Origin of the sequence: Jonquetella sp. BV3C21, assembly GCF_000468895.1 — a bacterium.
Taxonomy (GTDB): Bacteria; Synergistota; Synergistia; order Synergistales; family Dethiosulfovibrionaceae; genus Jonquetella; species Jonquetella anthropi.
Genome location: NZ_AWWC01000022.1, coordinates 32,968 through 53,769, shown reverse-complemented (window position 1 = coordinate 53,769; position 20,802 = coordinate 32,968). Strand labels below are relative to the sequence as shown.

Sequence of the window (20,802 nt, the reverse complement as noted above, 5' to 3'; positions counted from 1 at the left end):
AAAAAGCGAGTGGCCTTCTTATTGTAATGAAAAGCGAAATCCTGCAATAGAGGTTGCTCTTATTGTAATGAAACGCGAAATCCTGCAATAAGGGGGCGCTTAGTGCAATGAAACGCCAAATCTTGCACTAAGGGGTGCGCTTAGTGCAATGAAACGCGAAATCTTGCACTAAGGAATTTTTATTTGCACGTAATTTTCACAATATCACGTTTTTCTAGATGATACCTAGGACAAGCGGGGAGATTGACTATGAAATATGGAATCATGCTAAAATTCATGTGGGCAGCGTTTCATGGAAGTTTTGAAAGAGCTTTGAAAAGTGAATTGCAGGTTGAAGATGCCAGGTTCGTAATGGCGGCGGCTCACAGGGATTATAAGAAAATCCTTTCGGAAGTGGACGAGTTTGACAAGAAGAGCCGATTTAAAGTCTGTATTTTGAGTGCGTCTCTTTTCCTCGCAGTGCTAATGAATTTGCCATTCCATCCGACCGTAGAGCAGATGAAAAATTATTTCCGCAAGGCGATGTGCGATAATTTTTTTATGAAATTGGCAGCAATCAAAAGTGATTCTTATACTCCTAAAGGCCGCGCTAAATTAAAGGCGGACGCCGCCTTCAGTCAGACGGTAACCAACCCGTATGACTGGCGTTTTACCGTTCAAGATGGAGAAAGCATAAATCAGTACACAGCCGTTTTTACAAGCTGCGGAATCTGTTATCTGATGAAAAAGTGGGGATACTTTGAATATACGCCGGCTCTTTGTGCGTTGGATTATGACATGGCGGCTATGAATCACTCGGTATTTACCAGAAAGTCTACACTCGCGTCCGGCGGGTCTTGCTGCGACTGCCATTATGACCACAAGGCATAGATGAGGCACGAGTTAGCGTCGCCACCTTCATTCAATCTTTAAGGCCGGATATCAAGAGAGTCCATCGCTGAACGGACGCAATTTCCATATTTGCCCGTCGATAGGCCTTTGTGCACTCCTTACCGTCAGCGTCAAAACTTCGCTCTAGCTGTAACACGTCTCACAGAGGGAGAGGGCAGAGCAAAGCATTGCCCTTGTATTTTCATTTATTACTCGCGTGGTGTCATACAGATATATTGTCTTTCTGTCCTGCTGAACTTCGTCAGGGCGAGGGCTCAGAGATTGATTGGGTCGAAAGGTTCCTTCATTAACTATCGACCGAAACACAGAACGACCGCCGCTTGAAGCGTGAAAATGAACAGCTTAGCCGAACAGAGAAAGAAGGGGAACGAATGGCCAGTAACCGCAAGTTTTTGGCAACGGTGGACTATGAGGTGGCGTGTGAAATGTTGGCGATTCAGTCGGGGCTTTTGACGACTGAAATTATCGCAGAGGAAGGAAAAGAAAATCCCGATCAGTCAAAAATAGAAAAATTGACGGCGGAGTCACAGGCCCTGTGGGATGAAAAAGTCTCTCTTCAGCCGGACGACTTTCAAGCCATTCAGAGCGTGTTCGCTCGTTACGGAAAAGCTCATGAATGTCAAACTTTATCTATTAAAGAGTACGGCCGCGTCCTTCAAAAACTCCGAGAAAAAGTCTTTAAGCACGTCGTCTCCTCGGAGCACCCGGAAATTTTTATCCTCGGCGGTCAGCCTGGCTCAGGGAAAAGCACGCTTTTACCGTCGTTGGCAAGAGGAAAGGACATCGTGACTATCAACGGAGACGAGTTTCGATCGGCCCACCCGAATTATCACCAGATGATGGAAAAGGATCCTGAACATATGGCAGAACTTACAGATCCTGAAGTTCGCCGGTGGACGAAAGAAATTTTCGACGAAGCGATCGAACGGCACTTCACCATTGCTTTTGAGAGCACAATGCGACAGGACGAGCCGCTATGCACCACGCTGTTAACTCTAAAAAAAGAAGGTTACAGAGTTACAGCTTGCGTTAAGGCGGTACATGAAAATGACAGTTGGGAACGCTGTGAGAAACGATACCAGCGGGGACTGCAAGCGACCGGCTATGGACGTAAGGTGTCCAGGGCAAGCCATGATGAAGCCTATGCCCGAATGCCATTGACTTTGCAGCGGATTGAAAAAGGAGGTCTTGCCGACGAGATACGGATTTATGATTTAGAAGGGACTGAAATTCCGCATTCAAAAAATTCGGCAGCCGAAGAAGTACTGGCAATCAGAGAAAAGCGCGGCCAAGAGCTCGCCCAGGAAGCGAATCATCGAGTTTGATGGAGGCGAAAAATGCCAAACGTTCATTGAAGTTTATAGAAACACAAGGCCCCACCCCTTCGGCGGGGCCTTGTGTTTATTATTAAATTGTTTCCAAAGATGATTTCCCTTTAATAGCCAGTTCCCATATGGCTTTAGCGTTGTCTCTGACGTTTATTCCTGTTCCATCAGAAGGCGGGAGATTGGGAGCGAAACGTAATGAACCTGTGTGGGCACATGAGCGTACCGTTGATTTAGAGCCACAAAAGAAAAGCCCCAGTGGGAGGAGATGTCTGATGTGTTCACAGACCGATCGGATACGCACCAACGATAACGGAAGGCGACAAAACGAGAAAACAAGAATGGAACATAACAAAAATCGACGAAGCAATAACAACAATGCGGTCTGCCCATTAGGGTAGACCGCCTTTGTCCTTGATTTATTAAATCAATTGTCTAATCCGCAGGCTTTCCGCACTTCTTCCATTGAGTAAGACTTTTTCCCAGAACGCAAATACTCTTGATATGCCTCATCACCGATAGCCGCGTCTTCTAAATCTTCAAGATACTGATTTAGTGCCTGTTCGACGTGCCACTGCTCCGTGTGACCGGATTTTTCCGCTACTGCACGCAGTCTGGCTTGCATTTGTCCTGTAAGTTGCAAAAAGGTGTATGGACACCTCTTTTACTGCGATCTTTTTCTCGTATACCAAGGCAGTTTAATTATAGCCTCTTCGGCGATTGATAACGTTTTTCAGCCATTGAACCTTCTTTCATTCATACGACCTTTTTTCACTTTCTGTGCTAGAATAAACTATATGCGCCGGTAGCTCAGTGGATAGAGCATCTGGCTTCGGACCAGATGGTCGTGGGTTCGAATCCTGCCCGGCGCGCCAGAAGATAAGAAGAGGCTTCTGCGGTCAGCGCAGAGGCCTTTTTTCGGCTCGGTAAAATATCAATATCAAGGGGGCCTTGTGGAGTGGCGATCTGTTTTTCGTCTTTTGACTGTCAGATGATGGAGCAGGCGCTCTGCGAGGCTCGGCGCGCGTTTGCTGGGGGAGAAGTGCCAGTTGGCGCAGTTGTTGTCGATGAGAAGGGAAATATCATCGGCCGAGGGTATAACCTTCGAGCCGCTCTGCATGACCCGACTGCTCACGCGGAGATTGTGGCGCTTCGTGAGGCCGCTCAAGCTCTGGGGGGCTGGAACCTTTCAGGCTGCTCGCTGTTTGTCACGCTTGAGCCGTGTCCGATGTGCGCCGGCGCCCTCGTCCAAGCTCGGATCGCTCGGGTCGTTTTCGGCTGTCGAGACGAGAGGGCTGGGGCCTGCGGGTCGCTGTATTCTATCCTTCGGGACGGGCGGCTGAATCACCGGTGCGACGTGGCCGAGGGGCTGATGGCCGACGAGTGCCGGTCGCTTTTGCAGAGCTTTTTCTTGGCGGCTCGGGAGAAAAAACGCCAGTCCTTGGCGGCTCAAAGCAGATTTGAAGGCGTTGAAACGTCCAGAAACGAATGAGCTTTAATATAAAAGGGAACCGCCGGCGCTGTCCGGCGGTTCCCTTTTTGCGGTTTTGACAATTGCCATCTTGGCAGGTCGACCGCGCGAATATTGTAAGAATCAGCTGCTTTTCCTTCGGGCGTACTTGAGTCGCGTAAGGGCGCGGGCCAAGGCGGCTTGAGAGCGGAAATAGTCCTGCTGATTTTGTTGATGTTTCAGTTGTTCCTGCGCGCGTTCTTTGGCGCGCTGGGCGCGTTGGGCGTCGATGTCTTCGGGGCGGACGGCCGCCATGGTGAGCATGCGCACGTAGCCCGGCATGATTTCCACAAAACCGTCGCTGGTGACGGCGTAGCGCCACTCGCCGTCGACGACGAAGGAGACTTCTCCCTCAGAGAGGGCGGTCAGGGTCGGCTCGTGTCCCGGCAGGACGCCGTAGCTGCCGTCAACCGACTGGAAGCTGAGCTGTTCGGCCGGCCCGCTGTAAAACAGCTGGCGCGGCGTGACGATGTCCAGCTGAAACGTTTTCATTGCTCTTTTGCCTTTGCCAGCAGGTCGTCCAGCCCGCCGGTCATGGAGAACGCGGTTTCCGGTATCTTGTCCAGCTCGCCGGACAGCAGGGCGTCGAACGACCGCAGGGTGTCCCGAAGGGTGACGTATTTGCCCTCCCGCCCCGTGAAGGCCTGAGCGGTGGCAAACGGCTGGGAGAAGAACTGCTGGGCCTTGCGCGCCCGCATGACTGTGAGTCTGTCCTCTGCGGAGAGCTCTTCCATGCCCAAGATGGCGATGATGTCTTGGAGCTCTTTGTACCGTTGAAGCATTTCCTGTATGCCTCGGGCGATTCGGTAGTGCTCAGCTCCGACGGTGTCAGGTTCCAAGAGGCGGCTGGTAGATTCCAGAGGGTCCACGGCCGGGTAAATGCCCATTTCGACGATGCGGCGGCTGAGGACGGTCGTCGCGTCAAGGTGCGCAAAGGTTGTGGCCGGAGCCGGGTCTGTCAGGTCGTCGGCGGGGACGTACACCGCCTGAACGGACGTGATGGAGCCGGCTGACGTGCCGGTGATCCGTTCCTGCAGGCTGCCCATTTCGTTGGCTAAGGTCGGCTGGTAGCCGACCGCGCCAGGAAGGCGACCCATCAGGCTGGAGACTTCGCTGCCCGCTTGGACGTAACGGAAGATGTTGTCGATGAACAGCAGGACGTCCTGATGTTCTACGTCCCGGAAGTACTCGGCCATGGTGAGGCCGGTGAGGGCGGCTCTCATTCGGGCGCCCGGCGATTCGTTCATCTGTCCGAAGACGAGGGCGGTCTTGTCCAAGACGCCGCCGGCTTTCATTTCCCGCCAGAGGTCGTTGCCCTCGCGAGTGCGTTCGCCCACGCCGGTGAATACCGAATAGCTGTTGTGCCCTTTGGCGACGTTGTGGATGAGCTCCTGAATGAGGACGGTCTTTCCCACGCCGGCGCCGCCGAACAGGCCAATTTTGCCGCCTTTCGTGTAGGGAGCCAGCAGGTCGATGACCTTGATGCCCGTTTCCATGATTTCTGCCGTGGGGTTCTGCTCGGTGAACTTGGGCGCAGACCTGTGGATGGACCAGCGGTCCGCGTCGGTCAGTTCCGGGCCGCCGTCGATGACGCGGCCGAGCGGGTTGAAGAGCCGTCCAAGGGTTTCTTTGCCGACTGGGACTTTGATAGCCTCGCCGGTTGCGGTAACGGTTAGCCCGCGGGAAAGTCCTTCGCTGCTTTGCATCATGATGCACCGAATGGTGCGGTTGCCTAAATCCGACGCCGCTTCCATGACTTTTTCCTGCCCGTCGACTGCGGCGACGAGAGCTTCAAGCTGGCGGGGCAGCGGCTGTCCGACCGGAAAAACGACGTCGACCACCGGGCCCAGCACCTGCGTTATGTATCCCTGACTCATGACGACCTCCTAATTGGTGGCCTCAAAGCCGCCGGTTACTTCGGTTATTTGCTGAGTGATCATTTCTTGGCGCAGCCGGTTGTACCTCTTGGAAAGCCGGTTCAGCATGTCGTTGCCGTTGTCGGTTGCCGTCTGCATGGCCGAGCGGCGGTCGCAGTTTTCGCTGCAGTACGATTCGGTCATGGCGGCGTAGAGCACGCCGGCCAGATAGGACGGGACGAGCCGGCTGATGACGGCGTCGACCGACGGTTCGTAGATCATCACGTTGTCGGAGCGGACCGACCGATCGCGCCAGCGCGGGTTGTTCGGATCCAGCGGCAGAAGCGGCAGGACGAGCGGTGACGTGCTGAGCGGGGAAGTCATTCGGGTATAGACGAGCAGTATTTCCCGAAGTTTGTTCTTTTTGAAGAGCTCCAGAAGCTGGCGGCTCATCTCCCACGCGCGGCTCAGAGTCGGTTCGCCGGCGCTGTACAGGAAGTTCGGTTCAGGCTGCATACCCCGCTGGATAAACATTCGCCGGCCCATTTCTCCGACGCAGAACAACGTCACGTTGTCGTACGCCTCGGCGGTGCGTCGCGTCAGGTCGATGACTTCCCTGTTGTAGCTGCCCGCAAGCCCTTTGTCGCCGGAAATGACGACCAGCCCGGCTTCTCCGTGCGACAGCTTGGGCGCCCCAAAGTACGGGTGTTTTACCATGGTGCTGTGACGGAGCACGTCGGCGATGGTGTCTTTGATGACTTCAAAGAACGGCTGAACCTTTTCGAGCTGAGTGCGGGCCCGGCGGCTTTTCGCCTGGCTGATCAGGTACATGGCACTCGTGATTTTGAGGGTCTGTTTGACGCTCAGGATTCGCTCGCGAAGGGCGGCTATTTCTGCCATGAAGGCGCCTCTTGGGCCTTGAACGCCGCCAAGCGTTTGTCGAGTGCCTCTTTTTGTCCATCGGTCAGCTTTTCGCCGCGTTCCAGTTCCTGCATGAGAGGGCCGTCCTCTTGGGAAAGGTACTTGCGGACGTCCCGCGCGAAGTCACGGACGTGGGCGAGCGGCACGTCGGAGAAACCACCGCTTGTGACGTAGTACAGCGTGACTAACTGGCCGGCGGTCGAAAGAGACGAGCCAGGCGTCTGTTTGAGGACCTCTGTCAGCCTGTGCCCGGAGTCCAACGCTTCTCTCGTGGCGTCGTCCAAGTCGCCGGCGAACTGGGTGAACACTTCCAACTCGGCAAAACGCGCCAGAGTGACCCGCAGGTTTCCGGCCAAAGCGCGGATTCCTGCCGGCTGGGCGGCGCCTCCCACTCGGCTGACCGACAGGCCGGTGTTGACGGCAGGGCGGACTCCTGATCTGAACAGGTGGCTTTCAAGGTAAATCTGTCCGTCGGTGATGGAAATGACGTTCGTCGGGATATACGCGCTCACGTCGCCGGCTTGGGTTTCGATAATCGGCAGGGCGGTCATCGAGCCGCCGCCCCAGTGATCTTCCAGTCGGCAGCTGCGCTCCAGCAGTCGGCTGTGCAGGTAGAACACGTCGCCGGGGTACGCCTCGCGGCCCGGGCTGCGCCGCAGAAGAAGCGACAGGGCCCGATATGCTACGGCGTGTTTGCTCAAATCGTCGTAGATGATCAGCACGTCCCGTCCCTGATCCATAAAGTACTCGCCCATGGCCGTGGCGGCGTAGGGGGCGAGGTACTGGAGCGACGGCGAGTCGCTGGCCGGACTAGAAACGATGAACGTGTAGTCCAAGGCTCCAGCGGCGCGAAGGGACGCGTGAATTTGGGCGATTGAGCTGTTTTTCTGGCCGATGGCGCAGTATATGCAGATGACGTTCTGGTCTTTCTGATTCAAAATAGCGTCCACAGCGATCGTCGTCTTGCCGGTCTGCCGGTCGCCGATGATCAGCTCCCGCTGCCCTCGGCCCACCGGCACAAGAGCGTCGACTGCCAAGATGCCGGTTTTGAGCGGCACGTTGACCGGCTTGCGGGACATGACGCCAGACGCTTCCCGTTCCACCGGCATGTCCTTTTGGCCTACGATCGGCGCGCCGCCGTCGATCGCCTCGCCCAGCGGGTTAACCACTCGGCCAATCAGTCCGTCGCCGCAGGACACTGAAGCCGCTTGTCCGCCTCGGCGGCAGAGCGTGCCTTCCCGAAGGCCGCCGCCGTCGCTGAACAGGACGACGCCGACTCGGTCAGACTCCAAGTTCATCGCCATGCCGAGCGAGTCGTCCTCAAAGACGACCAGCTCGCCGTAGGTGACCCGGTTCAATCCGTACACGGTGGCAATGCCGTCGGCCAAAGAGACGACTTGTCCGGTTTCCCGGGCGTCCAGCTTCATATCAAAGGAGCGGATCCGCTCCCTCAGTTCTTCAATAATGCCATCAGAAAGCATGTTATACCTCCAGCAGCAGACTGCCCAAATCCCGGAGGGCTCCGGCCAGCGAATAATCGTACGTGACGCCGGACACGATGATTCGGAAGCCGCCGTACAGATCGGCGTCAATCTGCGGTTCCAGCACTACAAAGGAGACACCAAGCCGCCGGGCGGTCGCTTTTTCGAGCCGATGGCGGTTTTCCTCGCTGATCGGACGGGCTGAGGAGAGAATGCCCAAGGCGCCGCCTGCGGTGACGATGGCCCGCAGCCGAAGCAACCGGGCTAAGTCGCGCGCTTGGCTGATTTTTCCGCCCTCGGCCAGCAGGACTAACGTGTTAGCCGCTCGGTGATCCAACTTGAGGGAAGACAGCAGCCCCAACTTTTCTTGATGAGTCAGCAGGGGAGAGGCCAAAGTCCGGCCGAGCTCCGGGCAGAGCTCGAGCGCCTGAATTGCCGGAAGAAAATCGACGCTCTTCAGGCCCTCAAGCCGGGCGGCCTCGGCCAAGGGAAGCAGGGTCTTCATTCTTCGCCCCGGCAGAACCGGTCGATCAGCGTCAGGTCGTCTGCGTCGGTCATCTTTCGGCTGGCCAACTTAGCCGCCGCCTCAAGAATCAGCGAAGCCGTCTGCGTTTGAAGCCGCTCCTTAGCAAGTGCTTCTTCGCGGGCAATCCGTACCCGCATCTCTTCCAGCTCGTGCCGCGAGTCCTGTTTCGCCTGAGCGAGAATGATCTCGTAGGCTTGGTCGGCGTGATCCCGCGCGTCGTCAACAAGTCGGGAAGCCGCCCGGCTGGCCGCGTGCATTTGCTCCTGGTTGTGGCGCTGCAGTTCCTCGCCGACAGCCCGCGCGTCAGAGGCTCTCTTCAACTCGTCCGCAATAGCATCCTGACGGGCTTTCATCGCCCGGCGAAGCGGAGTGAAAAGGAACCGGCGCGCCAGAAGATAGAGCACCAGCAGGTTGAGCACAGTCCAGAGGATATTCCAGTCAACCTTGAGGAACATAATGCAGGCCTACTTCAGAAGGATAACTGCCATCGCGACGACGAAACCGTAAATAGCCGTTGCCTCGGCCAATCCGCACCCTAACAACATGGTCTTCATCACATCATTTTTGGCCTCCGGCTGACGGGCGATCGACTCACAGGCCTTCCCTGTTGCCAAGCCGATGCCGATTCCCGCACCGACGCCAGTCAAAACGGCGATCCCAGCACCCAAAGCAGTTAAAGACATAACACTCGCTCCTTTCGGTTAATCAAGAACATCCTGAGTGAACAACAGCGTGAGAAAAACGAAAACAGCCATCTGAATCAACCCGTCGAACAGGTCGAAGTACAGCCCTAAAATCGACGGAACGACCGCGGGGGTCAAATGATGAACCAGCGTCATCACGACGAACGCGCCGAAAATGTTGCCGAAAAGCCGCATGCACAGCGACAGAGGTCGGGTCGCCATGTCGATGATGTTGAAAGGAAGCATGGCGGGATTGGGCTCGATCAGCCGCTTTAGAGCCCCTTTCGGCCCTTTGACGGCTAAAAGGGTCCCGTAAATGACAAAAAAGCTGCACAGCGCCAGTCCAGCTGTGACGTTCAGGTCCTTCGTCGGCGGAACTAAATCCAACAGGCCCGATAGGTTAGCTACCGCAAGGTAGAGAGCCAGCGCGCCAAAATACGGCGAAAGGCCGGCGCACCGAGCCCCAAGCGTTCCGGTGATAAAGTCGTCCATTGTCTTGACAAAGACTTCGCCAACCAGCTGCAGCTTTCCCGGCCGCATCTTAGCCCGGCGTCCGGCTAAAAAGAACAGAACGCCCAACAAGGCGACAATGCCCCACGAAAAGACGACAGAACGAGGTACTTGAATGAGTCCTAAATTTACGCTCTGAGGCGTCACCGCCTGTTGAAGCTCTTGAGAGATAGTACCCGTCACCCGTCACCTCCTTTTTAAGCGCTCACAGTATATGCTTTTAAAAGAAAAGTACAAGGCTAAAAAATAATGGATTCTGAAAATGACAAAATATACGATATTCTGCAGGGTATATTCAAAAGAATATCATATTGTTTGGAAATAGACTTGTTGTCCCTCGCCCCGAGCCGTTCGGCAAAAAGTTGAAAAAAAGATGACATGGCACCTCATTGGAGGCTCGCCGTGTCGTTTTGAAGGAGACTGGGAATGAACCGAGGGGCCCCTGCTCAAAGGGTAGCAGGAGGAGAGAAGCCGGCTGTTCACAGCCTGAATTTTTATGATATAATGGCACGCGTCGCGGAGAGGTGGCTGAGCGGTCGAAAGCGCTTGACTCGAAATCAAGTGAGGGGCTTGCTCCTCCGAGAGTTCAAATCTCTCCCTCTCCGCCAGATACAAAAACAAAACTTGCCGCCGGCTGCAGACCGGCGGCTTTTTTATGCTGAACGCTCGAAAATGGTTTGCTGGTCGGTTCGTCTCAATAGAACGGGAAGTGAGAGGCCGTTAATAAATAAGGCTTGGGGAACCTTGCCTCATATTGGGCACCGTGATGAACGGGCGCGGGGGCTGTGAGTGCGCTTGCCGAAAACGGCGTTTTCCCTCGGCTTGCGGGGCCTTGACCGCCGCGTTGGCTCGTCCAGCGACGCTGTCGCCGCGGCGAGTTTTTAGAGCCCCTGCCCGATTGGCCTTGAGAAAAAATAAAAAGACGCCCGAAGGGGCGTCTTTTTATTTGCTTATTTGCCGCCGGTTCCGTCGGGACGGACGAACGGCCCGTCGGCGATCGACTCGGCCCACTCTTCGGGGAAGGGCGTCAGGTTCATGTCGATAGCTCCAAGACAGTACTTGCTGAACAGCCGGTCGCCCAGCTTGAGCCACTCGTCATGCCAGCCCTGCGCTTGGTCGTAGGCGTACTTCTGAATGAGCTCCAGACCGGCTGACCGATCGCCCTTGTTGATCAGTTCCGCGCTCTGTTTCAGCAGTTCGGGAACCCGAGCAAACTGTTCGTTCATTCGGGGCGTTCTCGCCTCGTGAATCTCGGCTCGGATCGGCTGATACCGCCAGTCCGCAATGCTCTGAACCCGAATGCAGCTCCACCAGCCCGATTCGGGCGTATAGGGAGTGCGGCGCGTGCCGGTTGAGTAGAGCGCCGGCAGTTCGCTCATCGATGCCCAGAGCGGCGTCAAGTACGTCGTGTCGGCGGCGCCGTAGCCAAACCATACGACGCCCTTAATCTCGTCCGGGAGCCGGCCGTCGACTTGGCAAATCTGAACGTACGTCTGACGGTAGTCGTTGATCGCCCGGGGGTACTCGCAGTCCTTATATCCCAAATTGAGCTGCTTGCGGTAGCGGGTCGGATTTCCCCAAGGGCCAGCGGCCTTGCCCTTGCTCAGGTCAAACGGCGTGCCGCCGTACCAATCGCCCTGCAGGGCGAACAGGTCGGCGACGGTCACTTTCTTATCCGGCTTGACCGACAGCGGGAAGCGGTACGCCCACGGATCCAGCTTTGCCGACGGGGCAAAAACGGACAGGGCGCGCCACTCGCGCAGCGACGAGTACAGACGGATTGTCGGGTAGAAGACCTCGGCGGGGCTGAAGTCCTTCGGATTGGCGTCCTTTGGGGAGATCAGGCCGTTCTTAACCGCGTAGTCGATCATATCCGGCGCGGCCAAGACGTTCGCCTTGTCGGTCAGGTCAAGATGACAGAGCCGAGCCCGGTTGGCCGCAACGAATATTTCGTCGTCTGGCACGCGCCACGCGGCCCACATCGTATTGCCGTATACCTCAAAGACCCACGTCTCGTTGCCGTCGGTAATCGGCATCGTCTCGCCGTCCGAGAACCAACCGTACTTGCTAACCAACTGTCCCATGAGCTCGACCGCTTCGCGGGCAGTCGCGCAGCGCTCGAGGGCGATTTCCTGCAGGTTATAGCAGTTCATCAGGCCGAAGGCGTTCTCGATCATCAGCTTTTTCGCCCGCTGGCTGTGCTCGTCGTCGGCTGTCATGGACATGGTGCTTTCGCCCATCGCCAGCCCTTTTTCGTTGATGAAGGCGTATTGGGACGTCAAGTATCGATACGTGTGGGGAGCTTCAGGAATCTTCGACATCGGCACGTCGGCTTCGTCGGGCGCCTTGCCGACTCCGTGCTGGGTAATGAGCCGCTCGCTTCCTGCCGGGTGATCGGCGGCGGCGATCAGCTTCAGACCAAAGTGATCGCTCAACGAGTCGCAGGTGTGCGAGATCATCGCCGTCCCATCGGCCGAGGCGTTTTTGCCCACGGCGAACACGGTGCAGCCGAACGCGGCAGACGAGAGGACAAGAGAAGCGATCAGTCCAACGAGCGGGGCAGCTTTTTTCATTCGGTCTCCTCCTCGAGGCGGGGACGAAGTCCCCAGATGTTTTATTGTGCTACTTGTGCGATATTATATCGTGTTTTATTTCACTTTTGGCGTTGCCTCCGGTACATGAAGACGTGTTTTGTAGCCGGTCGGTCGGCTCGTCGGCGTGGGCAGGTGAAAGGCGCGTGTTCCGCCGCGCTGGGCCGACCTGACGCGAGGGGGAGAAAACTCGAAGGGGCCGACGGAGCCAGCCGAGCTCAAGCGAAAGGACGGCAAACGACAGAAGGAGGATCCTTTGGCGGATCTCTCTGCGGAGGTCCAGCGAGAAGGGAGCCGTGATGAAATTTTCCCCGGTGGGGCGTTAGTTGTCCTCCTAGCGACGATCAAGTGGGGCGGAGCCGTGGCCTCAGGCGCCTAACCTGCTGAGAGGCACAGTGATATGATGGCTCAAGAACGCCTCGGCCGGAGAGCGGCTCATGGAAAGGGGAAGCCCCGTCCATGACGAAGCGTCAGGACGGGGCTTGAACGCGGAGAAAACGGCGGCAGAGGGGAGAGCGAAACCGACGTCACTCCCGTTGGATCCAGAAAGGTAAAAATAAGGCCTTCAACGCGTTCGCTTGGTGAATAAAGCGGGCGGCTGAAGGCCACAAAATTCTTGTAAGAGGTATTCGCACCGGGCACTCGGGAACACCTTCCGACCAATCGGCTTCACAGGGGAGTGCCCCCCTCCACCGACCCGGTGAGGCCACTATACTTCGATAGTATGGGAAAGTCAAGGGCGCCGGCCGGAACGAGGATAAAAGCTGTGGCAGAGGAATATCGTCGTTAATTCAATAAGGGGAGACCGGCACTCACGCCCTTTTGAGACAGAAGTATAAAAAAAGGCCTTCAACGCGATCGCTTGACGAACAAAGCGAACGATTGAAGGCCACTCTTCTTGAGGAACAGGGTGTTCTCACCGGGCATTCGGGAACACCGACCGACCAATCGGATTCACAGGGGGATGCCCCCCTCCACCGACCCGGTGATTTTAGTGTAACCCCATCGCCGGAAGAAGTCAAGGGCGCTGGCTTATCGATTGAAAACGAAACGGCTCTTCAAAAGATAGAGAACTCATCGGGGCTCCAAGTGCCCCCGAGTGCTCTATCTCAAGAAGAACCGTTTTCTAATCAAAGAGTAGCGCCGCCGCGTGACGTTGTCAAGGAAACAGGCACAGAATACGCAATATCGCCTAACGAAACAACGGACGTCGAGTACTCCATCGCCGGCGGCGCGGAAGCTCCTAAGTCTGAACAGTCATCACCGATTGAGGCCTCTTACAAAGTGACGACTGAAGAAACACCTGACCTCGTGAAACTCATCAGAGAAGGCAAGTTCAACCTGCGCGATGAAGGCGGCATGACGCCCGACCACGTCCCGACGCAGGGAGAACAGCTGACGCGAATTAGGGACATCACAAAGCAACTCGAGAAAATCGCTCCTCTGCGCACCGGCTCAAAGCTTGGCCCCAACACGCTCGGGTATTATCAGCCAATCGCAGACGTCGCGCGCACGCGGGCGGACAGGCAGAAGCGCGTTCGGCCTATCAGGCCTAAAGACGAACTTGACGGCCCAGTCTGACCGCGCGGGTAGTCTTGAGACGCGGCGGCAGCGATATGACTGCGGACTTTGGACTGCTTCGCTTGGCGTCCACGCGACGGACAGAAAACAGCAGGGCAAAAAATAAAACGCGGTCGCTTGACCGCGTTTTAACGTATTCAGATGGTGGAGGCGCGGAGAATCGAACTCCGGTCCTGACATAACGGGTACGAATGGGCGGCTACAGGCTTAGACGATCTCTTTTAACGCGCTGCGCCCGACGCCTGACCGACAGAAGGGTATCGGGTGCTGCGGATGGAAGGAAATGACGCTGCCCGCGATGATTAGCCCGCCCGGGAGGCGCGAGCGCTCCCTCTCCGTTTGGGCGGCCGCGTGCTTACGCAGCCAGTGCGAAATCGTTGTCAGTTCTTATGTTTGACGGGTAACGCCCGTCGCTCGGCCTGCTCCCAGACTTCCGCCATACCAGTCGAAACCGGTCGCCCCCGGTTCACGTTGATTATATCACATTGATTCTCAGGTCAGTTTCTGTTCCTCAGTTCTCTGGCGATGGAGCGCTGAACGTCCCGCTCTCTGATGTCGTCCCGGCGGTCTGCGGCACTCTTTCCCCGCGCGAGGCCCAGTTCAATTTTGGCAAGTTTGCCGCCTTTGACGTAGAGCTTGAGCGGCACGAGGGTGAAGCCCCGCTCTTTGACTTTTGCCTGGAGCCGGCGGAGCTCCCGACGGTGAAGCAGCAGTTTGCGCGCTCGGTGCGGCTCAACTTTGACCCATGCGGTGGCCTTCTCGTAGGGGGAAATGTGGACGTTTTCAAGCCACAGTTCGCCGTCCTTGAATTTGGCGTACCCGTCTTTGAGGTTGGCCCGTCCGGCCCGGATGGACTTAATCTCCGTGCCGGTCAGCACGAGGCCGCATTCCATCGTCTCCAGAATCTCGTAGTCGTGTCGGGCTTTTCTGTTGACTGCGGCGACCTTGTCGTCCGGCGAGTTCGGCATGATGGCCTCCTTTGCGTTCTTTCTAAAAAAACAGACCCCGACGCTTCCGCCGGGATCTGCCTGTTTTCTTGAATGGTCGGGGTGAGAGGATTCGAACCTCCGACCTCCTCGTCCCGAACGAGGCGCGCTAACCAGACTGCGCTACACCCCGACACGAGGCGCATTGTACCTCAGGGGAGGAAATCCGTCAAGCAGGGCGGATTATTTGCGGCTTCTTCCCCTGAAGAGAGACAGGCGTCCAGACGACCAGTCTTCGCTGAGCGGCAGCTCAAGCCATCCCCAAGGCGTTATCAAAAGAAAGCGGAGAACGATCTGCTGGTCTGCCAGCGAGGCGATGTGGTCGCTGTAGTCGAGCACGTCGCAGGGGATCCAGCAATCGGTCAATATCCAGGCTCGTCGGCACCGTCGGCCTGAGAACAGCAGGGCGTAGTCGAGGGCCCAACGCATCGCGCCATCGAGGTCGACCTCTCCAAGCCATACGACGGCCGCTTCGTCGCGCGGCCTAGGGCGTCGGGAGCTGGGCAGGAGACAGGCGTGGTCGTTGACCCAATTGAGCCGGTCGAAGAGCAGTTCAGGTTCGCTGCGAACAGCTTCGTCGTAGGGCGCTTCGTAGCCGTCCGAGAGGGTGAACCGCTGGCTGAACCAGCCGCTGATCTGACGCGTCAATTTGATGGTCCAGTCTGGATAGTCGAGCTTGTTGGGAGAGCCCATCAAGGAGCCAAAGGAGAAGAAGTCTCCCGTTTCGTTTCCTGCCATGGCGATCCACCTCCTGACTTTCTGTCCTTTGCGGGACAAGCATATCACAAAACAAACCGTCTGACGGCACGGAGCGGCTTTGGGCATGATAAAATGAGTTCTGTTTGATGAACCACGCCGTTGAGACGTGCTATTCTGCAGTTCGGGGAGATATGAGAAATGCGACACATTGGAACAGTTGCCCGGGGAATTCGTCTGCCTGTCGTCATGAGCGGTGACGACCTGAAGAAAATTGTCGTGAACTCGCTGATGGAAGCGGCGGCGAGCGAACCGGACGGCTTTAAGTTTAAGGATCGGGATATCGTTGGGGTGACCGAGTCGCTGGTGGCTAGAGCGCAGGGAAACTACGTGACGACTGAGGATATCGCTCAGGACGTCGCCCGGCTGACCGACGAGGGCGACGCGGTTCTTCTGTTCCCAATTTTGAGTCGGAACCGCTTTCTTGAGCTGCTGAAGGGGATCGTCGCGGGGGTGCGGGGTACGCTGCACCTCGTGCTGTCGTATCCGTGCGACGAGGTCGGCAACGGCGTGATGGACCGGCAGGAGTTCTACGAGAAGGCACATTTGCTGTCAGATTCAGCCTTTGACGAGGACGAGTTCCGGCGGGTTTTCGGCACGTGGACGCACCCGTTTACCGGGCTGGACTACGTGGAGCTGTACAAGTCGGTCGCGCCGGAGAAGATCAAGGTTCACTTTGCCCAGTCGCCGAAGGCGGCGCTGAGCTACGCGAAACAGGTTATCGTCGCGTCGATTCACGATCGGAATCTGCACCGTCAGGTCTTGGAGTGGCTGGGCGCGAAGGTGATCACCCTTGATCAGATCTGCGCTGCGCCTCAGGAAGGGCGAGGCTGGAACGACCGGTTCGGCCTGCTGGGGTCAAACTACTCCCGCGCCGGCGTGGTAAAGCTGTTCCCCAGAGACTGCGAGGCGTTTGTGGCCGACCTGCAGGAAGAGCTTCGGCGGCAGACGGGCCGTCAGATCGACGTTTTGGTGTACGGCGACGGCGCGTTCAAGGATCCGGTGGGCGGCATCTGGGAGCTGGCCGATCCGGTTGTCTCGCCAGCCTGCACATCTGGGCTGATCGGTATGCCTCACGAGATCAAGTTCAAGTACGTGGCCGACAACGCGGGAGATAAGACGCCGCTTCAGGCGGTCACCGAGGCAATCCAGGCAAAGGCGAAGACGTCCCGGTCGGACAAAACCGGGCTGGGGACGACGCCCCGCCGGCTGAGCGATCTGGTAGGGTCGCTGTGCGATCTCGTTTCCGGCTCGGGCGATAAGGGAACGCCTGTTATCTATATTTCGGGATACTTTGACAGCTACATCGTGCAGTAGCGCCTGAGTAACTGCCGGGGAGGTTCGTTGGGAATGCTGTTTTCCATGCTCGTTTTGGTCGTGTGCCTGATCTTGCTGTCGGCGTTTTTCTCCGCCGCGGACATGGCCTATTCAAGTCTGAACAAAGTCCGTCTTCGCCGGTTCGTCGACGAGGGGACTCCCGGCGCGTCGCGAACGATGGAGCTGGTGAAGGATTTCAGCCGGACCATTTCGGTGATCCTCATCGGCGGCAACGTGGTTGATATCCTCAATACCGCGGTTGTTACCGCCGCGCTGGCGTCGGTCTTTGGGCCGGTCGGCGCTCTGTATTCCACGGCGATTATGACCGTGCTGATCATTATCTTCTGCGAGATTCTCCCGAAGGCGTTTGTGAAGGATCACGCGGAGACGTTTGCCCTTCGGGCGTCGCCGGCCATTCGGCTACTGTCGGTGCTGTTCAAACCGTTCACGTGGGTTACCCAGAGCATTACCGAACAGCTGCGGGGGCTGTCGTCTTCCAAGGCGGCGTCGCCGAGCGTGACCCACGACGAGCTGCTGAGCATTGTGGACGATATGGCGAAGGAGAACACCTTGCCTCGGGTTGAGCGCGAGCTGATCGAGAACGCGATCAACTTCAACGAACTGAAGGTGTGGGAAGTTCAGACGCCGCGGGTTGACCTGTTCGCGCTGGACGTGGACGAGTCGTCGGAGCTCGCCCTGTCGTTGATTCTGAAAAATCACTACACCCGAATCCCAGTGTACGAGGGGACGACCGACAACATTATCGGCGTCCTGAACGAGAAGATCGTGCTGGAAAAAGTGGTAGCCGGCGAGCCGCTGAACCTTCGCGCCTGCATGGCAAAGCCCCTTCTGGTGTCCGGCGAGACGAGCCTGCTTGACGCGTTCCGTATTCTGAAGACGAACCGGACGCACATGGCGGTCGTCTTGGACGACTACGGCGGCACGTCGGGCATCATCACGCTGGAAGACTTGATGGAAGAGCTCCTGGGCGAGATTTACGACGAGCTGGACGACATCAAGGAGTACGTGACGCAGATCGACGGCAATGCCTGGTTGGCGGTGGGCGATATCTACATCGAGGACCTGTTCTTCAAGTTCCTTGGGACTATGGAGATTCCCGATACCGAGTCGCCGACGCTGAACGGGTGGATGCTGGAGGAGTTCAAGGTCTTCCCCGAGCTGGGAGCGTCGATTCAGTGGGGGCCTTACTCGTTCGAGGTCGTGAAGACGGCGGGCCAGCGGATTTCCCGCGTCCGTATCACCAAGGTTTCAGGCGCTGCCAGTCAGTCGGCGCCAGTCGGCAGTTGACCGACGATAAAAAAGAAAGAGGCGCGGCCTTTGTAGGCCGCGCCTCTTGTTGTTTGTGCTTGTTTGTGCGCGATACGAGGTTTAAAGTGTCTGGTCGGCCAGTTTGTAGGCCGCGTCGATGACCAACATGAGCCGGAGACGTCCGGTCTGAGACCTGACGGTCTCAAAATGGCCTTTGAAGGTCGCCTTGGCAGGAGAGGTCATCTTCTTGAGGGTCCAACAGGAAGCGATCTTTTGGGCCGCGGCGGAGTCTTTGACCGCATAGGTCAGGCCGGCTACGTTCATGGTCTCGCCGTCGGCGCTCTTCTGGTAAATGCCGGCCATGTCCAGCGCGACGTTGGTCAGGTCAGCCTCAGTCGTCCGAGTCATGACGAGGGACTTGTTGAACGGCCGCTCCGATTTGCCCGAGCCAAGCGAACAGCCCTTGTCGGTGGCGATGATGTACCGGGCAGCGCCGCTCGCGTCGGTCAGCAGGATGGTCTTGTGGTTGAGCTGAGCCCAGCGGCCCCACGAGTAGACGGGCTGTGCCTTCTTAGCGTCGAGTGTTTCTTTGAACCGGTAGGACGAGTCGCCGCGAAGGGTCAGAACGGCGTTTTCTTTCTTGTCCTTCTCGTTCTGCGTCTTGCCGGCGAAGGTCACCTGGGAGTTCACGTCCACGAAGCGATCATCGTTGAAAAGGTTTGCGTCTTCGCTGTAGTTCAGTTTGTAGTTCAGCGAGTCCTCGGTAATGGGAGCGCCTTTTTCGTCAGACAGGACGAGCGAACCTTTCTTGTCGAGCATGAACCAGGTCTTGTCGCCGCTGGAGGACACGAGCGCAGCCAGTTTGCCGGAGGCTACATTCCAAGTGCCCATTTCGACGAACGTCGAGTACGGCCGATCGGTCAGGTACTTGTCAACTCGGCGGTACAGTCCGTTGCCGGCAAAGCTGACGGTCACGTCCACGCCAGAGCCGGAAGCGGCAGGGAAAACGCCGTGCCAGTTCGTGTTGGCCAGCGAGGTGATCTTCTTCGGCTTGGGCGCTCTCTCGTAGTCCGGGGTCGAAGAGCCGCCGGAAAGAGCTCCGTCCACTGTTCCGGAGATGACGTCGCTGACCTTATCGGTGACAGCGTTGATAGCGGAGTCCTTGGCTACATCAGCGATCCCCTGAAGGAGAGGGCTCGACGCGCCGGCCGGAGCAGCAGAGGCTGCCGCGAGGGCTGAGGCGAGACAAAGTGCGGAGAAGCGAGATAGTTTCATTGTTTTCTTCCTTTCGTGTCGTGTCAAATTTGTGTTGATAACGCGTATGACTTCTACGGTGCAAATATTATATCTGACTGCCCGCGGAAAAAGGACAGAGGGAACAAAAATTAGGCCGATTAGCGCTCGGTGAATATGCATATATTATTTTTGCGGACATTTCTGTGGTTGATAAAGAGGCGTGATTCTCCTACAATATCGGTGAACGGACGGTTTGCGCGCCCTCGAACCGAATCGGTTCATATCTGGAATGTTCACGGGAGGTTTTTTAATGAAACTCACAAAAGTTCTGGCTGCTTGCGCGACGTTGGTAGTTTTGTCGGCTGGGGCGGCGTTGGCAGCTGACACAGTCGGCGTCATCGAACCCCAGAGGATCCTCGTTTCTCACCCCAAGTTCGAGAGCGCTCAGGCCCGTATCAAGACCATCATGGACAACAAGCAGAACGAGGCCAAAGCCGGCATCGAGAAAGCAAAAGACAATCAGGAGAAGGTCAAGATCTTCACGCAGAAGAAGCAGGAAGCTGCGATGGAAGAGCAGAAGCTGATGGCCCCGATTTTCAAGGACATCAATCTGGCCATTCGGACTGTTGCCAAGAACAAAAAGTGCACGGTTGTCGTCGACAAGGCGGCGACGTTCTTCGGCGGCTTGGATCTGACCGACGACGTGATTCAGGAAGTTAAAAAAGTCAGCGCCGGCAGCAATTAAGGGCTAACAAACAAGTGCGCTTCTCCGTTCTCGTAGCGGAGAAGCGCTTTTTGTTTATTCCGCGCCGGTGGGTTAGAATAGTGAATACAATGGCCTAACGCCAGTGAGGAGGCAACCCCATGGCAGAGATCAAAAAGATGGAACTTGTGTCGCTTGAAATTCCTGAAGACGGCAACCTGATTGTCGGGCAGAGCCACTTCATCAAAACGGTTGAAGACCTTTACGAGGCGCTGGTCACGTCCTCGCCGTACCTCAAGTTCGGTATCGGTTTCTGCGAGGCGTCCGGTGACTGCCTGATTCGGTCGGACGGCAACGATGACGAGCTCAAGGCCTGTGCCGTGAGGAACGCTCAGGCGCTGAGCTGCGGGCACAGCTTCGTCATCGTGCTGAAAAACGGCTATCCGATCAACGTCCTTCAGGCGGTCAAGAACTGTCAGGAAGTCTGCCGGATTTTCGCCGCGACGGCAAACCCCCTTCAGGTCGTCGTCTGCTCGTCCGAGCAGGGGCGAGGGATCTTAGGTGTTATTGACGGGTTCCTCCCTCAAGGGGTAGAAACGGAAGCTGACGTCGTGGCCCGAAAAGACCTGCTGAGGAAGATCATCGGCTATAAGCGCTAAC

Annotated in this window: 22 protein-coding genes, 3 tRNA genes and 1 other RNA gene; 11 read left to right on the top strand and 15 right to left on the bottom strand. The window is 56.9% G+C overall.

Going from position 1 to position 20,802, the window contains the following annotated elements; genetic code table 11:
• Nucleotides 1-249: 249 nt before the first annotated feature.
• Nucleotides 250-870, top strand: coding sequence for an L-2-amino-thiazoline-4-carboxylic acid hydrolase (locus HMPREF1249_RS05955; protein ID WP_021775980.1), 621 nt, complete (start codon nt 250-252; stop codon nt 868-870).
• Nucleotides 871-1,262: 392 nt separating this feature from the next.
• Nucleotides 1,263-2,216 (top strand): zeta toxin family protein, encoded by a 954-nt coding sequence (locus HMPREF1249_RS05950; RefSeq protein WP_008520812.1) that lies wholly within the window; start codon nt 1,263-1,265, stop codon nt 2,214-2,216.
• Between the two features lie 427 nt (nt 2,217-2,643).
• Here HMPREF1249_RS05950 and relB read toward each other — a convergent pair whose 3' ends face one another.
• Nucleotides 2,644-2,841 (bottom strand): type II toxin-antitoxin system RelB family antitoxin, encoded by a 198-nt coding sequence (relB, locus tag HMPREF1249_RS08240; RefSeq protein ID WP_008520816.1) that lies wholly within the window; start codon nt 2,839-2,841, stop codon nt 2,644-2,646.
• Nucleotides 2,842-3,015: 174 nt separating this feature from the next.
• Between relB and HMPREF1249_RS05945 the strand changes: the two genes are divergently transcribed.
• Both HMPREF1249_RS05945 and tadA read left to right on the top strand, forming a co-directional pair.
• A tRNA-Arg gene (locus HMPREF1249_RS05945) sits at nt 3,016-3,091 on the top strand.
• 116 nt (nt 3,092-3,207) lie between these two features.
• Nucleotides 3,208-3,708, top strand: a complete 501-nt coding sequence (gene tadA / locus HMPREF1249_RS05940; protein ID WP_008520818.1) for a tRNA adenosine(34) deaminase TadA — start codon at nt 3,208-3,210, stop codon at nt 3,706-3,708.
• Between the two features lie 102 nt (nt 3,709-3,810).
• Here the strand turns inward: tadA and atpC are convergent, their stop codons facing one another.
• Genes atpC through HMPREF1249_RS05900 form a run of 8 tightly spaced genes read right to left on the bottom strand, consistent with a single transcriptional unit; the run spans nt 3,811 to nt 9,886 of the window.
• Nucleotides 3,811-4,218, bottom strand: a complete 408-nt coding sequence (gene atpC / locus HMPREF1249_RS05935; protein ID WP_008520821.1) for an ATP synthase F1 subunit epsilon — start codon at nt 4,216-4,218, stop codon at nt 3,811-3,813.
• Nucleotides 4,215-5,603 carry a F0F1 ATP synthase subunit beta gene (gene atpD / locus HMPREF1249_RS05930; RefSeq protein WP_008520823.1) on the bottom strand — a complete coding sequence of 463 codons (1,389 nt, stop codon included), beginning with the start codon at nt 5,601-5,603 and terminating at the stop codon, nt 4,215-4,217. Before atpD ends, atpC begins: the two co-directional genes overlap by 4 nt.
• A gap of 9 nt (nt 5,604-5,612) precedes the next feature.
• Nucleotides 5,613-6,482 carry an ATP synthase F1 subunit gamma gene (gene atpG, locus HMPREF1249_RS05925; protein WP_008520826.1) on the bottom strand — a complete coding sequence of 290 codons (870 nt, stop codon included), beginning with the start codon at nt 6,480-6,482 and terminating at the stop codon, nt 5,613-5,615.
• Nucleotides 6,470-7,984 carry a F0F1 ATP synthase subunit alpha gene (gene atpA, locus HMPREF1249_RS05920; RefSeq protein ID WP_021775984.1) on the bottom strand — a complete coding sequence of 505 codons (1,515 nt, stop codon included), beginning with the start codon at nt 7,982-7,984 and terminating at the stop codon, nt 6,470-6,472. The genes atpG and atpA overlap by 13 nt, the downstream gene beginning before the upstream one ends.
• A 1-nt stretch (nt 7,985) precedes the next feature.
• Nucleotides 7,986-8,489, bottom strand: coding sequence for a F0F1 ATP synthase subunit delta (locus HMPREF1249_RS05915; RefSeq protein WP_008520828.1), 504 nt, complete (start codon nt 8,487-8,489; stop codon nt 7,986-7,988).
• Nucleotides 8,486-8,965 carry a F0F1 ATP synthase subunit B gene (gene atpF, locus HMPREF1249_RS05910; protein ID WP_021775970.1) on the bottom strand — a complete coding sequence of 160 codons (480 nt, stop codon included), beginning with the start codon at nt 8,963-8,965 and terminating at the stop codon, nt 8,486-8,488. The genes HMPREF1249_RS05915 and atpF overlap by 4 nt, the downstream gene beginning before the upstream one ends.
• Nucleotides 8,966-8,974: 9 nt before the next feature.
• Nucleotides 8,975-9,193 carry an ATP synthase F0 subunit C gene (atpE, locus tag HMPREF1249_RS05905; RefSeq protein ID WP_008520831.1) on the bottom strand — a complete coding sequence of 73 codons (219 nt, stop codon included), beginning with the start codon at nt 9,191-9,193 and terminating at the stop codon, nt 8,975-8,977.
• A gap of 18 nt (nt 9,194-9,211) precedes the next feature.
• Nucleotides 9,212-9,886 (bottom strand): F0F1 ATP synthase subunit A, encoded by a 675-nt coding sequence (locus tag HMPREF1249_RS05900; RefSeq protein ID WP_008520833.1) that lies wholly within the window; start codon nt 9,884-9,886, stop codon nt 9,212-9,214.
• A gap of 335 nt (nt 9,887-10,221) precedes the next feature.
• Between HMPREF1249_RS05900 and HMPREF1249_RS05895 the strand changes: the two genes are divergently transcribed.
• A tRNA-Ser gene (locus HMPREF1249_RS05895) sits at nt 10,222-10,311 on the top strand.
• 342 nt (nt 10,312-10,653) lie between these two features.
• Here HMPREF1249_RS05895 and HMPREF1249_RS05890 read toward each other — a convergent pair.
• A complete protein-coding gene (locus HMPREF1249_RS05890; RefSeq protein WP_021775972.1) occupies nt 10,654-12,276 on the bottom strand; it encodes a dipeptidase in 1,623 nt (540 codons plus the stop codon).
• A gap of 274 nt (nt 12,277-12,550) precedes the next feature.
• Between HMPREF1249_RS05890 and HMPREF1249_RS08165 the strand changes: the two genes are divergently transcribed.
• The gene (locus tag HMPREF1249_RS08165) at nt 12,551-12,673 is read left to right on the top strand and encodes a hypothetical protein (protein WP_021775977.1); all 123 of its coding nucleotides are present in this window, start codon (nt 12,551-12,553) and stop codon (nt 12,671-12,673) included.
• 503 nt (nt 12,674-13,176) lie between these two features.
• The gene (locus HMPREF1249_RS05885; protein WP_155887017.1) at nt 13,177-13,875 is read left to right on the top strand and encodes a hypothetical protein; all 699 of its coding nucleotides are present in this window, start codon (nt 13,177-13,179) and stop codon (nt 13,873-13,875) included.
• A 142-nt stretch (nt 13,876-14,017) separates the two neighbouring features.
• On the opposite strand, the gene ssrA is transcribed toward HMPREF1249_RS05885, so the two are convergent.
• The 4 genes from ssrA to HMPREF1249_RS05870 form a co-directional block, all read right to left on the bottom strand.
• Nucleotides 14,018-14,338: a transfer-messenger RNA gene (gene ssrA, locus HMPREF1249_RS07875) on the bottom strand.
• A gap of 34 nt (nt 14,339-14,372) precedes the next feature.
• Complete coding sequence (smpB, locus tag HMPREF1249_RS05880) at nt 14,373-14,843, bottom strand: SsrA-binding protein SmpB (RefSeq protein WP_008520843.1); 471 nt, start codon at nt 14,841-14,843, stop codon at nt 14,373-14,375.
• Nucleotides 14,844-14,916: 73 nt separating this feature from the next.
• Nucleotides 14,917-14,994 (bottom strand) — tRNA-Pro (locus tag HMPREF1249_RS05875).
• A 50-nt stretch (nt 14,995-15,044) separates the two neighbouring features.
• Nucleotides 15,045-15,599, bottom strand: a complete 555-nt coding sequence (locus tag HMPREF1249_RS05870) for a hypothetical protein (protein ID WP_008522736.1) — start codon at nt 15,597-15,599, stop codon at nt 15,045-15,047.
• Between the two features lie 159 nt (nt 15,600-15,758).
• On the opposite strand from HMPREF1249_RS05870, the gene HMPREF1249_RS05865 reads away from it, so the two are divergent.
• Both HMPREF1249_RS05865 and HMPREF1249_RS05860 read left to right on the top strand, forming a co-directional pair.
• Nucleotides 15,759-16,934, top strand: a complete 1,176-nt coding sequence (locus tag HMPREF1249_RS05865; protein WP_021775973.1) for a coenzyme F420-0:L-glutamate ligase — start codon at nt 15,759-15,761, stop codon at nt 16,932-16,934.
• A 33-nt stretch (nt 16,935-16,967) separates the two neighbouring features.
• Nucleotides 16,968-18,242, top strand: a complete 1,275-nt coding sequence (locus HMPREF1249_RS05860) for a hemolysin family protein (RefSeq protein WP_008520848.1) — start codon at nt 16,968-16,970, stop codon at nt 18,240-18,242.
• A gap of 81 nt (nt 18,243-18,323) precedes the next feature.
• Here HMPREF1249_RS05860 and HMPREF1249_RS05855 read toward each other — a convergent pair whose 3' ends face one another.
• A complete protein-coding gene (locus HMPREF1249_RS05855) occupies nt 18,324-19,478 on the bottom strand; it encodes a copper resistance protein NlpE N-terminal domain-containing protein (RefSeq protein ID WP_008522742.1) in 1,155 nt (384 codons plus the stop codon).
• A gap of 271 nt (nt 19,479-19,749) precedes the next feature.
• Here HMPREF1249_RS05855 and HMPREF1249_RS05850 point away from each other — a divergent pair, with 271 nt between their 5' ends.
• Complete coding sequence (locus HMPREF1249_RS05850; RefSeq protein WP_021775979.1) at nt 19,750-20,184, top strand: OmpH family outer membrane protein; 435 nt, start codon at nt 19,750-19,752, stop codon at nt 20,182-20,184.
• Between the two features lie 119 nt (nt 20,185-20,303).
• Nucleotides 20,304-20,801 (top strand): adenosine-specific kinase, encoded by a 498-nt coding sequence (locus HMPREF1249_RS05845; protein ID WP_008520857.1) that lies wholly within the window; start codon nt 20,304-20,306, stop codon nt 20,799-20,801.
• Nucleotide 20,802 lies beyond the last annotated feature (1 nt).

Excerpts from the sequence above, each read along its gene's own strand:
- HMPREF1249_RS05955 (WP_021775980.1), top strand. The coding sequence starts at position 250 with ATGAAATATGGAATCATGCTAAAATTCATGTGGGCAGCGTTTCATGGA.
- HMPREF1249_RS05950 (WP_008520812.1), top strand. The coding sequence starts at position 1,263 with ATGGCCAGTAACCGCAAGTTTTTGGCAACGGTGGACTATGAGGTGGCG.
- relB (WP_008520816.1), bottom strand. The coding sequence starts at position 2,841 with ATGCAAGCCAGACTGCGTGCAGTAGCGGAAAAATCCGGTCACACGGAG.
- tadA (WP_008520818.1), top strand. The coding sequence starts at position 3,208 with ATGATGGAGCAGGCGCTCTGCGAGGCTCGGCGCGCGTTTGCTGGGGGA.
- atpC (WP_008520821.1), bottom strand. The coding sequence starts at position 4,218 with ATGAAAACGTTTCAGCTGGACATCGTCACGCCGCGCCAGCTGTTTTAC.
- atpD (WP_008520823.1), bottom strand. The coding sequence starts at position 5,603 with ATGAGTCAGGGATACATAACGCAGGTGCTGGGCCCGGTGGTCGACGTC.
- atpG (WP_008520826.1), bottom strand. The coding sequence starts at position 6,482 with ATGGCAGAAATAGCCGCCCTTCGCGAGCGAATCCTGAGCGTCAAACAG.
- atpA (WP_021775984.1), bottom strand. The coding sequence starts at position 7,984 with ATGCTTTCTGATGGCATTATTGAAGAACTGAGGGAGCGGATCCGCTCC.
- HMPREF1249_RS05915 (WP_008520828.1), bottom strand. The coding sequence starts at position 8,489 with ATGAAGACCCTGCTTCCCTTGGCCGAGGCCGCCCGGCTTGAGGGCCTG.
- atpF (WP_021775970.1), bottom strand. The coding sequence starts at position 8,965 with ATGTTCCTCAAGGTTGACTGGAATATCCTCTGGACTGTGCTCAACCTG.
- atpE (WP_008520831.1), bottom strand. The coding sequence starts at position 9,193 with ATGTCTTTAACTGCTTTGGGTGCTGGGATCGCCGTTTTGACTGGCGTC.
- HMPREF1249_RS05890 (WP_021775972.1), bottom strand. The coding sequence starts at position 12,276 with ATGAAAAAAGCTGCCCCGCTCGTTGGACTGATCGCTTCTCTTGTCCTC.
- smpB (WP_008520843.1), bottom strand. The coding sequence starts at position 14,843 with ATGCCGAACTCGCCGGACGACAAGGTCGCCGCAGTCAACAGAAAAGCC.
- HMPREF1249_RS05870 (WP_008522736.1), bottom strand. The coding sequence starts at position 15,599 with ATGGCAGGAAACGAAACGGGAGACTTCTTCTCCTTTGGCTCCTTGATG.
- HMPREF1249_RS05865 (WP_021775973.1), top strand. The coding sequence starts at position 15,759 with ATGCGACACATTGGAACAGTTGCCCGGGGAATTCGTCTGCCTGTCGTC.
- HMPREF1249_RS05860 (WP_008520848.1), top strand. The coding sequence starts at position 16,968 with ATGCTGTTTTCCATGCTCGTTTTGGTCGTGTGCCTGATCTTGCTGTCG.
- HMPREF1249_RS05855 (WP_008522742.1), bottom strand. The coding sequence starts at position 19,478 with ATGAAACTATCTCGCTTCTCCGCACTTTGTCTCGCCTCAGCCCTCGCG.
- HMPREF1249_RS05850 (WP_021775979.1), top strand. The coding sequence starts at position 19,750 with ATGAAACTCACAAAAGTTCTGGCTGCTTGCGCGACGTTGGTAGTTTTG.
- HMPREF1249_RS05845 (WP_008520857.1), top strand. The coding sequence starts at position 20,304 with ATGGCAGAGATCAAAAAGATGGAACTTGTGTCGCTTGAAATTCCTGAA.